Raw genomic sequence first — 14,396 nt, 5'->3', positions numbered from 1 at the left:
CCTAGCGGTTTTGCGATGCTTTTTCGAATGCGTCCAGGATCGGCTGCAGGCGCTCGCGCTTCAGCTTGAGCGCGGCCTGGTTCACCACCAGCCGCGAGGAAATGTCGAGGATGTGCTCGACCTCGACCAGGTTGTTGGCGCGCAGCGTGCTGCCGGTGCTGACCAGGTCGACGATCGCATCCGACAGTCCCACCAGCGGTCCGAGCTCCATGGAGCCGTACAGCTTGATCAGGTCGACGTGCACGCCTTTTGCGGCGAAATGCTCGCGCGCGCACTTGACGTACTTGGTCACCACGCGCAACCGGGCGCCCTGGCGCACTGCGCTGCTGTAGTCGAAGCCGGCCGGGACCGCGACCGAAAGCCGGCACTTGGCGATGTTCAGGTCAATCGGCTGGTACAGGCCTTCGCCCCCATGCTCCAGCAACACGTCCTTGCCGGCCACGCCGAAGTCGGCGGCGCCGTACTGCACGTAGGTCGGCACGTCGGACGCGCGCACGATGATCACGCGGATGTCCGCATCGCTGGTCGGCAGGATAAGCTTGCGCGACTTCTCCGGGTCCTCGGTGACGGTGATGCCGGCTGCCTGCAGCAACGGCAGCGTCTCTTCGAAGATGCGTCCCTTGGACAGGGCGAGGGTCAGCTGCCGGCTCATTCCTTCACCCGCCGGATGTCGGCGCCGACGGCGGACAGCTTCACTTCCATCTGGTCGTAGCCGCGGTCGAGATGGTAGATGCGGTCGATCAGGGTCTCGCCCTGTGCGGCCAGCGCGGCGATCACCAGCGAGGCGGATGCCCGCAGGTCGGTCGCCATCACCGGCGCGCCGATCAGGCGCTCGACGCCCTGCACGATGGCGGTATGGCCATCGATCTCGATGGCGGCGCCGAGCCGGTTCAGCTCCTGCACGTGCATGAAACGGTTTTCGAAGATGGTCTCGGTGATCCGGCTGCTGCCGTCTGCAATGCTGTCGAGCGCCATGAACTGGGCCTGCATGTCGGTCGGGAAGCCGGGGTATTCGGTGGTGCGGAAGCTGACCGCCTTCGGGCGGGCGGCCATCTGCAGGCGGATCCAGTCCTGGCCGGTCGTGACGATGGCGCCGGCCTCGCGCAGCTTGTCGAGGGCCACGTCGAGGGTGTCGCTGCGCGCCCCTGTCAGCGTGACGTCGCCGCCTGCGGCCGCGGTGGCGCACAGGAAGGTGCCGGTCTCGATGCGGTCGGCGATCACGGTGTGCGAGGCGCCATGCAGGCGCTCGACGCCGTGCACCACGAGGCGATCGGTGCCGATACCGTCGATCTTCGCGCCCATGGCCACCAGCAGGTTGGCGAGGTCCGTCACCTCCGGCTCGCGCGCGGCGTTCTCGAGCACGGTCTCGCCGTCGGCCAGCACCGCCGCCATCAGCAGGTTCTCGGTCCCGGTCACGGTGATCATGTCGGTCACGATGCGGGCACCGCGCAGGCGCTTGGCGCGCGCGTGGATGTAGCCGGCCTCGATGCTGATCTCGGCGCCCATCAGCTGCAGGCCCTTGATGTGCTGGTCGACCGGGCGCGAACCGATTGCGCAACCGCCGGGCAGCGACACCCTGGCTTCGCCGAAGCGCGTCAGCAGCGGCCCCAGAACGAGAATCGATGCACGCATGGTCTTCACCATCTCGTACGGCGCCTCGCACTTGTCGATGGTGGCGCCGTTGAGCGCGATGCGTTCGCCGTCCTGCTCGATACGCAGGCCCATCTGCCGCAGCAGCTTGAGCATGGTGTTGACGTCCTGCAGATGCGGCACGTTGGACAGCTGCACGGTGTCGGCGGTCAGCAGGCCGGCGCACAGGATCGGCAGCGCGGCATTCTTCGCGCCGGAGATGGGGATTTCGCCGGACAGGCGGTTGCCGCCGGTGATGAGCAGTTTGTCCATTATTGTTGCTGGAATTCTTCAGGGGTGAGTGTCTTCATCGACAGCGCGTGGATTTCCTGGCGCATGCGGTCGCCGAGTGCGGCGTACACGAGCTGGTGGCGCTGGATCGGACGCTTGCCGGCAAAGGCGGCCGAGACGATGACCGCGTTGAAGTGCTGGCCGTCGCCTTCCACCTCGAGGTGGGTGCATTCGAGGCCGGCGGCAATATAGCTTTTCACGAGATCGGGTGTGGGTAGCATGGCATTTCCTTTAGTGGCGCAGCTTGTAGCCGCTCTTGAGCATGCGGACTGCGAAACTCGCCAGCAGCACGAAGAACACGCTGACGATGGAAAAACTGAACAGGGGACTGACGTCGGACTGGCCGAAGAAGCCGTAACGGAAGCCGTCAATCATATAAAAAAACGGGTTGAAGTGCGACACCGTCTGCCAAAACGGCGGCAGGGAGTGGATCGAATAGAACACCCCCGACAGGAAGGTCGCCGGCATGATCAGGAAATTCTGGAACGCTGCCAGCTGGTCGAACTTCTCCGCCCAGATACCGGCGATCAGGCCCATCGTGCCAAGGATGGCGGCGCCGAGCAGCGCGAACAGGCCGATCCACCACGGCGCGGCGAACGACAGGTCGGCAAACCATGCGGTGATCAGGAAGACACCGGTTCCGACCGCGAGGCCGCGCACGGCCGACGCCAGCACGTAGGCGCCGAACAGTTCCCAATGGGACAGCGGCGGCAGCAGCACGAACACCAGGTTGCCGGTGATCTTGGACTGGATCAGCGACGACGAGCTGTTGGCGAACGCATTCTGCAGCACGCTCATCATCACCAGCCCGGGGATCAGGAAGGCGGTGTAGGCAACGCCGGGGTAGACCTGCACATGTTCTTCGAGCACGTGGCCGAAGATCAGCAGATACAGCATCGCGGTCAGGATGGGCGCGGAGATGGTCTGGGTCGCGACCTTCCAGAAGCGCAGCACTTCCTTGTAGAACAGCGTGCGGAAGCCGGTCATTTCTCGCCCTCCATGATCTGGATGAACACATCCTCGAGGTCGGCCTGCTGCAGCTGCATGTCCTCGATGACCGCGCCGGCCGCACGCAGCCCGGCGAGAATTGGCTCCACCTCCGTGTATTCATTCACGCGCAGCGTGTACTTGCTGCCGCTCACCAGTTCCTCGGGATGCGATACCAGCGGCCTGAGCGCTTCCGGCAGCGCGCCGCGGGCCAGCCGGACCACCAGCTGCGAACCGGAGATGCGGCGGATCAATGCCGAGGTGCTGTCCAGCGCGACAACCTTGCCCGCCTTGAGCATGGCGACGCGGTTGCACAAGGCCTGCGCCTCTTCCAGGTAGTGCGTTGTCAGGACGATGGTATGGCCCTCGCGGTTCAGGCGCGCGATGAACTTCCACAACGTCTGCCGCAGCTCGACATCGACGCCTGCGGTCGGCTCGTCGAGCACGATGACGGGCGGCTTGTGGACCAGCGCCTGCGCCACCAGCACGCGCCGTTTCATTCCGCCGGACAGCGCACGCATGTTGGTGTCGGCCTTGTTGCTCAGGTCGAGGTTTTCCATCACCTCGTCGATCCAGCGGTCGTTGTTGCGCAGGCCGAAATAGCCGGACTGCATGCGCAGGGTTTCGCGCACCGTGAAGAAGGGATCGAACACCAGTTCCTGCGGCACGACGCCGAGCTTCTGGCGCGCCGCGCGGTAGTCGCGCACGACGTCGTGCCCATAAATGGACACGCTGCCGGCATCGGCACGGCTGAGGCCGGCAATGATGGAGATCAGGGTGGTCTTGCCGGCGCCGTTCGGCCCGAGGAGGCCGAAGAATTCGCCCGGTTCGACGGTGAGCGTCACGCCCCCAAGCGCTTGCAGCGACTTGTAGCGTTTCTCGACGTTGACGATTTGGAGGGCAGCCATGATGGCTCGTTCACTTTAGGGAAGGCCGGCTTGCATGCTGCGAAAGCGGCGGAACCCTTGATTATATTGGATTTCCCGATGGATAACCGGGACGGGGAAGGTCTGGAACGCGGGCGCCGCGTCGAATCGGGCTAGTGCTGCGGATGCCCGGCGAGTTCCGCCCGGTGGTGTCCATGATGGGCGTCGACCTGCAGCAGGTCGGCCGCGCCGTAGAGTTCGATCAGGCTGTGGAGATTGGGCGCGACGCCGGTGAAGGTGAGCGTCTTGCCGGCGCTGCGGGCGGCCCGCTGCCAGCTCACCATCGTGGCGACGGCGGCGGAGTCCACCGTCGCCAGGCCGGACAGGTCGATGTCGGTCTGACCGCGCGCGATGGCATCCAGGCCGGCGACGAGCACGGCCCGGGCATTGCCGACGGTCAGGCTGAATGCGGGACGGAACATCGGATCAGGACTTTCCGCCCTTGGCGGCGCTTGCCGCCAGCCGCTTGTTGCGGTCGGCCAGGGTCTTGATCAGGCCATCGATGCCGCCCTTGTTGATCTCCGAGGCGAAATTGCCCTTGTACGTCTCGACCAGCCAGGCGCCGAGGACATTCACGTCATAGATCTTCCAGGCCTGGCCCTGCTTGGCGAGGCGGTAGCTGATCTGGATCGGGTCGCCGCCGCGCGGTTGCACCACTTGCGAGCGCACTTCGACGTCGGTATCGGCCGCCTCTGCGCGCAGGGGCTTGAATTCCACCTTCTGGTCGCGGATCTGGGAGATCGCGCCGGAGTAGGTATAGACGAGCAAGGACCGGAACTCCGTGGTGAGTTGCTTCTGCTGCTCCGGCGATGCCTCGCGCCAGAAGCGACCGGCGGCCAGCGCGGTCATGCGCTGAAAATCGACGTGGGGCAGGATCTTGCTCTCGACCAGGTCCAGCACTCGCTTGTGGTTGCCGGCCTGGATATCCTTGTCGGTTTTCGCTGCTTCAATCACTTCCTGGGTAATGCGCTTGACGAACTCGTCGGGCGCGTCCTGAGCGACGGCGGCGGGAGCGAACGCCACCGCACCGGCAAGACTCAGCAGAGCAAAGAATTTCTTGAACAGGTTCATGGTAGTTGATGATGGAGAGTGGGTAGGGATTCGGGCGCGAGGCGTCACTGCCTGCCTTCGGCGGATGGCTGCGCCGCATGCGCGCCATCTTTTTCCACTTTGACAACAGGTGCCGCCGACGGTTCCGACGGCGCTGCCGCCGCCCTCACCTCCGCGGTGTCAAGCGTGGGGCCGATATCGTATTCATACTTGGCCGTCGGCACCTCGCCATCCCACACCCTGCTTTCGCGGCGTTGCAGATAGGCGTCCCTGACGAATACATAGCGATCGAGCGCCGCTTCTTCAAGGAGATTGGATGCATCGAGCACGCGTGCGCGCAGGTCGACCACCCGCACCACGGAGCCCGCCGCGGTCCACGGCGTAGTGGAAACGTAGGCCCAGGGGTCGGCCGCCAGGTCGAGCGGTGTCGCCGCGGTGTCGCGAACGGTCGATGGCCCCAGGATCGGCAGCACCACATAGGGTCCGGCGTTGACGCCCCACCTGCCAAGGGTCTGGCCGAAGTCCTCGCTGTGCTTGGGAAGCCCCGCCTCGGTCGCGATGTCGAGCACGCCGAACAGGCCCATCGTCGAGTTGACCGTCACGCGCATCACGTCGGTCACGCCATTGGTGAATTTGCCTTGCAGGAAGCTGTTGGCCGCGGTCCAGACGTCGCCGAGGTTGCCAAAGAAGTTGCTGACGCCGGTCTGCACGAACTGCGGCAGTGTCGCCTTGTAAGCCTCCGCGGCCGGCTTCACCGCGGCCCGGTCGAGGGTATCGTTGAAGGAAAACACCGCGCGGTTGTAGGTTTCGAACGGGTCGCGCGGATTGTTGGTCGCGCAGCCGCTGGCGGCGAGGGCGAGCAGCAGGACGGCGCCTGTGGCGTAGCTTGTTTTCATTGGTCACCTTCCTTTCCCTCTGCCGCCTTGCTGTACAAGAACTGACTGATCAGGTTCTCGAGCACGACGGCGGACTGGGTCATGCGGATCCGGTCTCCCGCTGCCAGGTTGTTGGTATCGCCACCGGCTTCGAGACCGATGTACTGCTCGCCCAACAGGCCCGATGTGAGGATCTTTGCGGACGTATCCTTCGGAAACTTGTAATTGGTCTCCAGGTTGAGCGTCACCACTGCCTGGTAGGTCTTGTCGTCAAAACTGATGTCGGCGACGCGGCCGACAACAACGCCGGCACTCTTCACCGGGGCGCGCGGCTTCAGACCGCCGATATTGTCGAACTTGGTGGTTACCGAATAGGTGCTGCCGAAGGACAGCGTGCTCATGTTGCCCGCCTTCATGGCAAGGAAGAACAATGCCGCGGCGCCCAGGAGCACGAACAGGCCCACCCATATGTCTAGCGATTTTCGTTGCATGACCAAATACTCATCTTAGGATGCGGAGCCGCTGGCCCCGCTAATTCAAATCAAACGCCGGCTCAGTCGAACATCAGCGCCGTCAGCAGGAAATCCAGCCACAGCACGGTGAGCGACGCGATCACCACGGTGCGCGTCGTCGCGCGCGCCACGCCCTCCGGTGTCGGTTGGGCCTCGTAACCCTGGAACAGGGCGATGAAGGTGACCGCAAAACCGAACACGATGCTTTTCAGCACGCCGTTGGCGATGTCCTTCCAGACATCGACACCTGCCTGCATCTGCGACCAGAACGCGCCTTCATCGACGCCGATCATCAGCACGCCGACCACGTACCCGCCAAACACGCCGACCGCGCTGAAAATGGTCGCGAGGATCGGCATCGCGATCACGCCCGCCCAGAAGCGCGGCGCGATCACCCGCTGCATCGGATCGACCGCCATCATCTCCATCGCCGACAGCTGCTCGCCGGCTTTCATCAATCCGATCTCGGCGGTCAGGGAGGTGCCGGCCCGACCGGCGAACAGCAGCGCCGTAACCACCGGCCCGAGCTCGCGCACCAGCGACAAGGCGACAAGCAAGCCGAGTGCCTGTTCGGAACCGTAGCGGTTCAGGGTGTAATAGCCCTGCAGCCCCAGCACGAAGCCGACGAAAAGGCCCGACACCGCGATGATGACCAGCGAATAATTCCCGATGAAATGGATCTGGTCCGTCACCAGGCGGGGCCGCCGCAGCAGGCCGGCCGAAGCGAGCAATACCGCAACGAATGAACGCGCACCATAGCCGAGGTTTTCCAGCGACTCGCGGACGATGCGTCCGGTCGCCTCCAGCAGGCTTCGCATCATTGCCGCCGCTCCTGCAGCAGGTCGTCGGCAAGCGAGCGGCCGGGATAATGGAACGGGACCGGGCCATCGGCCTCCGCGTGCACGAACTGCTTCACATACGGGTCGTCCGATTCCCGCATCTGTTGCGGTGTGCCGTGCGCCACGATCCGCCCCTGCGACAGGAAATACACGTAGTCCGCGATCAGGAAGGTCTCGTGCACATCATGCGAGACCACGATCGAAGTCGAACCGAGCGCATCGTTCAGGCGGCGGATCAGGTTGGCCGCCACCCCCATCGAAATCGGATCGAGGCCGGCAAAGGGCTCGTCGTACATGATCAGCTGCGGGTCAAGCGCGACGGCACGCGCCAGCGCGACCCGGCGCGCCATGCCGCCGGAGATCTCGGCGGGCTTCAGCTGGGCCGCGTTGCGCAGGCCGACGGCATGCAGTTTCAGCAACACAAGGTCACGGATCAGGGCCTCCGGCAGGTCCGTATGTTCGCGCAAGGGAAAGGCCACGTTCTCGAATACCGTCAGGTCGGTAAAAAGGGCGCCATGCTGGAACAGCATGCCCATCTTGCGCCGCAAGCCGTACATTGCCTTGCTGTTGCCCGCATCTACCTGCTCGCCGTCGACGACGACGGTGCCGCGCTGAGCGCGAATCTGGCCGCCGATCAGGCGAAGGATGGTGGTCTTGCCGGAGCCGGAGCCGCCCATGACGGCCACCACTTTGCCGCGCGGGAAGTCCATCTCGAGTCCCGAGAGGATCGCTCGCGCGCCATAGGCAAAGTGGAGATCGCGGATTTCAACGAGATTCGGCACAACACTGGTTCTTTTCGCAAAAGTGAGATTGTAGTTCAGAAAAGGCGGACTCACCGGCGGCCGGATGGCTAATTCCGTGGAGAAATAAAAAAAACCCGCATAACCAGCTGGTCATGCAGGCTTTTTAACAACAGGTGGGCCGTGGCGGCCCGGGTCGCAAGGCTTAGCGGGGCAGGACCGAGCTGCCCATCAGGAATTCGTCCACCGCGCGCGCGCATTGCCGCCCTTCGCGGATCGCCCAGACGACGAGCGACTGGCCGCGCCGCATATCGCCCGCGGCGAACACCTTGTCGACCGATGTCTTGTAGCAGCCATCGCCATCGGTGGTCGCCCTGGCGTTGCCGCGCGCATCCTTGTCGACACCGAAGGCGTCGAGCACGGTCTGCACAGGCGATACGAAGCCCATCGCCAGCAGCACCAGGTCGGCTTTCATCTCGAATTCGGAGTCCGGCACCTCGACCATCTTCCCGTCCTTGAACTCGACGCGCGCGGCGATCAGCTTCTCGACCTTGCCGTTCTTGCCTTCCAGCCGCTTGGTCGCCACTGCCCAGTCGCGCTCGCAGCCCTCTTCGTGGGACGACGAGGTGCGCAGCTTGGTCGGCCAGTAAGGCCAGACCAGCGGCTTGTTCTCCTGCTCCGGCGGCTGCGGCAGCAGCTCGAACTGGACGACCGACGCGGCACCGTGCCGGTTGGAGGTGCCGACGCAGTCGGAACCGGTATCGCCGCCGCCGATGACGACGACGTGCTTGCCGGTGGCCATGATCTGGTCCTTGAGCTTGTCGCCGGCGTTGACCTTGTTCTGCAGCGGCAGGAACTCCATTGCGAAATGCACGCCCTTGAGCTCGCGCCCCGGCACTGGCAGGTCGCGCGGCAGCTCAGCGCCGCCGGCGATGACGACGGCGTCGAAATCCTTCTTCAGCTGGTCCGGCGAGACGGTTTCCTTGGCCCAGTTGTAGACGTTTGGCGTGAAATCCTTGCCGACGAAAACGCCGGTGCGGAAGGTGACGCCTTCGGCCTTCATCTGCTCGACGCGGCGGTCGATCAGCGATTTCTCCATCTTGAAGTCGGGGATGCCGTAGCGGAGCAGGCCGCCGATCCGGTCATTCTTCTCGAACACCGTGACGTCATGGCCGGCGCGCGCAAGCTGCTGCGCCGCCGCCAGACCGGCCGGACCGGACCCGACGACCGCGACCTTGCGCCCGGTCTTCGCGGCGGGCACCTGGGGCAGCACCCAGCCGTTCTCCCAGCCCTTGTCGATGATGAAGTGCTCGATCGACTTGATGCCCACCGGGTCGTTGTTGATGCCGAGCGTGCAGGCCGACTCGCAGGGCGCCGGGCAGATGCGGCCGGTGAACTCGGGGAAGTTGTTGGTGGAGTGCAGGTTGTCCAGCGCCTCCTTGTAGTTGCCGTGATAGACCAGGTCGTTCCAGTCCGGGATGATGTTATTGACCGGGCAGCCGTTGTTGCAGAACGGGATGCCGCAGTCCATGCAGCGCGCGCTCTGGATCTTGGCGTCGCCGTCGCTCAGGTGGACGGTGAATTCCTTGTAATGCTTCTTGCGCAGCTGCGGTTCTTCGCTCGCCTCTTGCAGGCGCTGGTATTCCAGAAAGCCGGTTACTTTTCCCATTTTTTACTCACATCGTTGGCGCCGGGGTCGACGGGGACCCCGGTCTGGCTTTGTTTATCGGTGAAGTTCGACGCAACCTACGCTGCGATCTTTTCTTTTCCCTGGGCTGCGGCATGCAGTTCGCCCAGCGCACGCTTGTATTCGGTCGGGAAGACCTTCACGAACTTGGCGCGGGCGTTGGCCCAGTCGTCGAGCAGATTGCGGGCGCGCGTGCTGCCGGTGTACTTGAAGTGACGCTCGATCAGGCCCTTGAGGATCAGCTCGTCGGCCTGGCCTTCACCACCCCGGACGGGGGCGTGCCAGATTGCACGGTCGATCTTCGCTTCCTGGTCGGCGGCGGAAAGCACCGGATCCAGGGCGACCATCGCCATGTTGCACTTCTTCTCGAACTCGCCGTCCGGGTCGTACACATAGGCGATGCCGCCCGACATGCCGGCCGCAAAATTCCGGCCGGTGGCGCCGAGCACGACCACCGTCCCGCCGGTCATGTATTCGCAGCCATGGTCGCCGGTGCCTTCCACCACGGTGACGGCGCCGGAATTGCGCACCGCGAAGCGCTCGCCCGCGACGCCGTTGATGAACGCCTCGCCCGCGATCGCACCATACAGCACCGTGTTGCCGACAATGATGTTGTCCACCGCCCAGCCGCGGAACTCGGTGTTCGGACGCACGATGATGCGTCCGCCCGACAGCCCCTTGCCGACGTAGTCGTTGCCTTCGCCGACCAGGTCGATCGTGATGCCGTGGGCGAGGAACGCACCCGCGGACTGGCCGGCCGTGCCGTGCATCTGGATGTGGATGGTGTCGTCGGGCAGGCCCTCGTGGCCGTACTTCTTGGCCACTTCGCCGGACAGCATGGCGCCGACGGTGCGGTTCAGGTTCTTGACCGGCGAGATGAACGACACCTTCTCGCCCTTGTCGAGCGCTGCCCTCGCCTGCGCGATCAGCTTGTGGTCGAGCGCCTTCTCCAGTCCGTGGTCCTGCTCTTCCACCTGGTAGCGCGGCTCCGACGCCGGCATCTCCGGCTGGTAGAAGATGCGGCCGAAGTCGAGGCCCCTGGCCTTCCAGTGCGCAATCGCCTTCGACTTGTCGAGCAGGTCGGCGCGTCCGATCAGGTCGTTGAAGTTGCGGATACCAAGCTGGGCCATGATCTGGCGCACTTCTTCGGCGACGAAGAAGAAGTAGTTGACGACATGCTCCGGCTTGCCCTGGAACTTCGCGCGCAGCACCGGATCCTGGGTGGCGACGCCGACCGGGCAGGTGTTGAGGTGGCACTTGCGCATCATGATGCAGCCCTCGACCACCAGCGGCGCGGTGGCGAAGCCGAACTCGTCCGCGCCGAGCAGCGCACCGATGACGACGTCGCGGCCGGTCTTGATCTGGCCGTCGGTCTGCACCCGGATGCGGCTGCGCAGGCGGTTCAGCACCAGGGTCTGCTGGGTCTCGGCGAGGCCGAGCTCCCACGGGCTGCCGGCATGCTTGATCGAGGACAGCGGAGACGCGCCGGTGCCGCCGTCATGGCCGGCGATCACGACGTGGTCGGCCTTGGCCTTGGCCACGCCCGCGGCGATCGTGCCGACGCCGACCTCCGACACAAGCTTGACCGAGATGGATGCCTTCGGATTCACGTTCTTCAGGTCGTGGATCAGCTGCGCCAGGTCCTCGATCGAATAGATGTCGTGGTGCGGCGGCGGCGAGATCAGGCCCACGCCGGGGACCGAAAAACGCAGCTTGGCGATGTACTCGGACACCTTGTGGCCCGGCAGCTGGCCGCCTTCGCCCGGCTTGGCGCCCTGCGCCATCTTGATCTGGATCTGGTCGGCCGATGTGAGGTACTCGGCGGTGACGCCGAAACGGCCCGAGGCGACCTGCTTGATCTTCGAGCGCAGGGAGTCGCCGGCCATCAGCGGCAGGTCGACTTCGATGCGGTCCTTGCCGATCACCGACGCCAGGGTTTCGCCCTTCTTGATCGGGATGCCCTTGAGCTCCTGGCGGTAGCGGTTCTCGTCCTCGCCGCCTTCACCGGTGTTGGACTTGCCGCCGATGCGGTTCATCGCGATCGCCAGCGTGGCATGCGCCTCGGTCGAGATCGAGCCGAGCGACATGGCGCCGGTGGCAAAGCGCTTCACGATCTCCTTGGCCGGTTCGACCTCGTCGAGCGGGATTGCCTTGGCCGGGTCGATGCGGAACTCGAACAGCCCGCGCAGCGTCATGTGCCGCCTGGACTGGTCGTTGATGATCTGCGCGTATTCCTTGTAGGTGTTGAAGTTGTTGGCGCGGGTCGAATGCTGCAGCTTGGCGATCGCGTCCGGAGTCCACATGTGCTCTTCGCCACGCACGCGGAATGCATACTCGCCGCCGGCGTCCAGGGCATTGGCCAGCACCGGGTCGTTGGAGAACGCCAGCTTGTGCAGGCGCAGCGCCTCTTCGGCGACTTCGAACACGCCGATGCCTTCGACGTTGGACGCGGTGCCCTTGAAGTACTTGTCCACCAGCGCCTTGTTGAGGCCGATCGCTTCGAAGATCTGCGCGCCGCAGTAGGACATGTAGGTGGAAATGCCCATCTTGGACATCACCTTCATCAGGCCCTTGCCGACCGCCTTCTGGAAGTTGTAGATCGCCTTTTCGGCCGACAGCTCGCCGGGCAGGCCCTTGGCCATTTCGCACAGCGTGTCCATCGCGAGGTACGGATGAATGGCTTCCGCGCCGTAGCCGGCGAGCAGCGCGAAATGATGGGTTTCGCGAGCCGAGCCGGTTTCCACCACCAGGCCGGTGGAGGTACGCAGGCCCTTGCTCACCAGGTGCAGGTGGATGGCCGAGGTGGCAAGCAGCGCCGGAATCGCGACCTGGTCGGCGCCGAACTGGCGGTCGGAGACGATCAGGATGTTGTGGCCTGACTTGACCGCGTCGACCGCCTTCGCGCACAGCGATGCCAGGCGGGCCTCGATGCCTTCCTTGCCCCAGGCGACCGGGTAGCAGATGTTCAGCTCATGCGACTTGAACTTGCCGCCGGTGTGCTTGCTGATGTTGCGCAGCTTCGCCATGTCGGCGTAGTCGAGGATGGGCTGTGCAACCTCGAGGCGCATCGGCGGATTGATGTTGTTGGTGTCGAGCAGGTTCGGACGCGGGCCGATGAAGGACACCAGCGACATCACCATCGCCTCGCGGATGGGGTCGATCGGCGGGTTGGTGACCTGCGCGAACAGCTGCTTGAAATAGTGGTACAGCGTCTTGTTCTTGTTGGACATGACCGCCAGCGGCGAATCGTTGCCCATGGAGCCCACGGCTTCCTCGCCTGCCGACGCCATCGGCGCCATCAGGAACTTCAGGTCTTCCTGGGTGTAGCCGAACACCTGCTGGCGGTCCAGCAGCGGGATGGTCGACTTCGCCTCTTCCGGCTCCTTCTCCAGCTCGTCGAGCTTGATGCGGACGGAATCGATCCACTGCTTGTACGGCTTGGCGTTGGCGTAGGTGTCCTTCAGTTCCTTGTCGTCGATGATGCGGCCGGCCTCCAGGTCGATCAGGAACATCTTGCCCGGTTGCAGGCGCCACTTCTTGATGATCTTGGATTCCGGGATCGGCAGCACGCCGGATTCCGACGCCATCACGACCAGGTCGTCGTCGGTGACGATGTAGCGCGCCGGACGCAGGCCGTTGCGGTCCAGCGTGCCGCCGATATGGCGGCCGTCGGTGAATGCCATCGCGGCCGGGCCGTCCCACGGCTCCATCATCGCGGCATGGTACTCGTAGAATGCGCGGCGGTTATCGTCCATCAGCGTGTGGTTTTCCCAGGCTTCCGGGATCATCATCATCATCGCCTGCGCCAGCGGGTAGCCCGCCATCAGCAGCAGCTCGAGGGCGTTGTCGAAGCAGGCGGTGTCGGACTGGCCTTCATAGATGAGCGGGAACAGCTTCTTCAGGTCGTCGCCGAGGACCGCCGATTTCATCACGCCTTCGCGTGCGCGCATCCAGTTGAAGTTGCCCTTGACGGTGTTGATCTCGCCGTTGTGGGCGATCAGGCGGTACGGGTGCGCCAGCGGCCACTCGGGGAAGGTGTTGGTCGAGAAGCGCTGGTGCACCAGGGCCAGCGCGGAGACGCAGCGCGCATCCTGCAGGTCCTTGTAATAGACGCCGACCTGGTCGGCCAGCAGCAGGCCTTTGTATACAACGGTGCGCGCCGACATGGACGGCACGAAGAATTCCTTGCCATGCAGGAGGTTCAGCGCCTGGATCGCGTGGCCGGAGGATTTGCGGATCACGTACAGCTTGCGTTCCAGGGCATCAGTCACCATGATGTCCGGGCCGCGGCCGATGAAGATCTGTCGGATCACCGGTTCCTTGGCGCGCACGGTCGGCGACATCGGCATGTCGAAGTCGACCGGCACGTCGCGCCAGCCGAGGACGACCTGGCCCTCGGCCAGGACCGCGCGCTCGATCTCCTGTTCGCAGGCGATGCGGGAAGCATTCTCCTTGGGCAGGAAGACCATGCCCACGCCGTACTCGCCGGGCGGCGGCAGGGCAACGCCCTGCTTCGCCATCTCTTCGCGGTAATACTGGTCAGGGATCTGGATCAGGATGCCCGCGCCGTCGCCCATCAGCTTGTCGGCGCCGACCGCGCCGCGGTGATCGAGATTCTTGAGGATCAGCAGACCCTGCTCAACGATGGAGTGGCTTTTTTTGCCCTTGATGTGGGCGATGAAACCGACGCCGCAGGCATCGTGTTCGTTGGAAGGATCGTACAGACCTTGCGCGTGCATAAATTTCTCCGCAACTCCGGTTAATTTGAAGTTGAAGGATAGTGCAGCGCAACAGCAAGTTCAATAGAAATTAAAAAGGGTCAGAGTAGATTTAGTGATTGCCAGAATTTCGCCCCAAAAT

The 14,396-nt window shown here is 64.2% G+C and carries 13 protein-coding genes; all 13 read right to left on the bottom strand.

The window, feature by feature from the left end; all coding sequences use genetic code 11:
* Window position 1 precedes the first annotated feature (1 nt).
* The gene (hisG, locus tag VIM12_RS07680) at window positions 2-652 is read right to left on the bottom strand and encodes an ATP phosphoribosyltransferase (protein WP_331941023.1); all 651 of its coding nucleotides are present in this window, start codon (window positions 650-652) and stop codon (window positions 2-4) included.
* Window positions 649-1,902, bottom strand: coding sequence for a UDP-N-acetylglucosamine 1-carboxyvinyltransferase (gene murA / locus VIM12_RS07675; protein ID WP_331941022.1), 1,254 nt, complete (start codon window positions 1,900-1,902; stop codon window positions 649-651). Before murA ends, hisG begins: the two co-directional genes overlap by 4 nt.
* Window positions 1,902-2,141, bottom strand: coding sequence for a BolA family protein (locus tag VIM12_RS07670; RefSeq protein WP_331941021.1), 240 nt, complete (start codon window positions 2,139-2,141; stop codon window positions 1,902-1,904). Before VIM12_RS07670 ends, murA begins: the two co-directional genes overlap by 1 nt.
* Before the next feature lie 10 nt (window positions 2,142-2,151).
* The gene (locus tag VIM12_RS07665) at window positions 2,152-2,907 is read right to left on the bottom strand and encodes an ABC transporter permease (protein WP_331941020.1); all 756 of its coding nucleotides are present in this window, start codon (window positions 2,905-2,907) and stop codon (window positions 2,152-2,154) included.
* Window positions 2,904-3,815 (bottom strand): ABC transporter ATP-binding protein, encoded by a 912-nt coding sequence (locus tag VIM12_RS07660; RefSeq protein ID WP_331941019.1) that lies wholly within the window; start codon window positions 3,813-3,815, stop codon window positions 2,904-2,906. Before VIM12_RS07660 ends, VIM12_RS07665 begins: the two co-directional genes overlap by 4 nt.
* 131 nt (window positions 3,816-3,946) lie before the next feature.
* Window positions 3,947-4,255 carry an STAS domain-containing protein gene (locus tag VIM12_RS07655; RefSeq protein WP_331941018.1) on the bottom strand — a complete coding sequence of 103 codons (309 nt, stop codon included), beginning with the start codon at window positions 4,253-4,255 and terminating at the stop codon, window positions 3,947-3,949.
* A gap of 4 nt (window positions 4,256-4,259) precedes the next feature.
* The gene (locus VIM12_RS07650; RefSeq protein ID WP_331941017.1) at window positions 4,260-4,904 is read right to left on the bottom strand and encodes an ABC transporter substrate-binding protein; all 645 of its coding nucleotides are present in this window, start codon (window positions 4,902-4,904) and stop codon (window positions 4,260-4,262) included.
* Between the two features lie 44 nt (window positions 4,905-4,948).
* The gene (locus tag VIM12_RS07645) at window positions 4,949-5,779 is read right to left on the bottom strand and encodes a VacJ family lipoprotein (protein WP_331941016.1); all 831 of its coding nucleotides are present in this window, start codon (window positions 5,777-5,779) and stop codon (window positions 4,949-4,951) included.
* On the bottom strand, window positions 5,776-6,249 hold the full coding sequence (gene mlaD, locus VIM12_RS07640) for an outer membrane lipid asymmetry maintenance protein MlaD (RefSeq protein ID WP_331941015.1): 474 nt from the start codon (window positions 6,247-6,249) through the stop codon (window positions 5,776-5,778). The genes VIM12_RS07645 and mlaD overlap by 4 nt, the downstream gene beginning before the upstream one ends.
* A 62-nt stretch (window positions 6,250-6,311) precedes the next feature.
* The gene (mlaE, locus tag VIM12_RS07635) at window positions 6,312-7,091 is read right to left on the bottom strand and encodes a lipid asymmetry maintenance ABC transporter permease subunit MlaE (protein WP_331941014.1); all 780 of its coding nucleotides are present in this window, start codon (window positions 7,089-7,091) and stop codon (window positions 6,312-6,314) included.
* Window positions 7,088-7,891 carry an ABC transporter ATP-binding protein gene (locus VIM12_RS07630; RefSeq protein ID WP_331941013.1) on the bottom strand — a complete coding sequence of 268 codons (804 nt, stop codon included), beginning with the start codon at window positions 7,889-7,891 and terminating at the stop codon, window positions 7,088-7,090. The genes mlaE and VIM12_RS07630 overlap by 4 nt, the downstream gene beginning before the upstream one ends.
* A gap of 163 nt (window positions 7,892-8,054) precedes the next feature.
* On the bottom strand, window positions 8,055-9,518 hold the full coding sequence (locus VIM12_RS07625) for a glutamate synthase subunit beta (protein WP_331941012.1): 1,464 nt from the start codon (window positions 9,516-9,518) through the stop codon (window positions 8,055-8,057).
* Window positions 9,519-9,595: 77 nt separating this feature from the next.
* Window positions 9,596-14,275, bottom strand: a complete 4,680-nt coding sequence (locus VIM12_RS07620; protein ID WP_331941011.1) for a glutamate synthase-related protein — start codon at window positions 14,273-14,275, stop codon at window positions 9,596-9,598.
* Window positions 14,276-14,396: the final 121 nt, after the last annotated feature.

The organism is Noviherbaspirillum sp. (assembly GCF_036563305.1).
Classification (GTDB): domain Bacteria; phylum Pseudomonadota; class Gammaproteobacteria; order Burkholderiales; family Burkholderiaceae_D; genus Noviherbaspirillum.
This window is presented reverse-complemented; position numbering and strand designations above follow the sequence as displayed.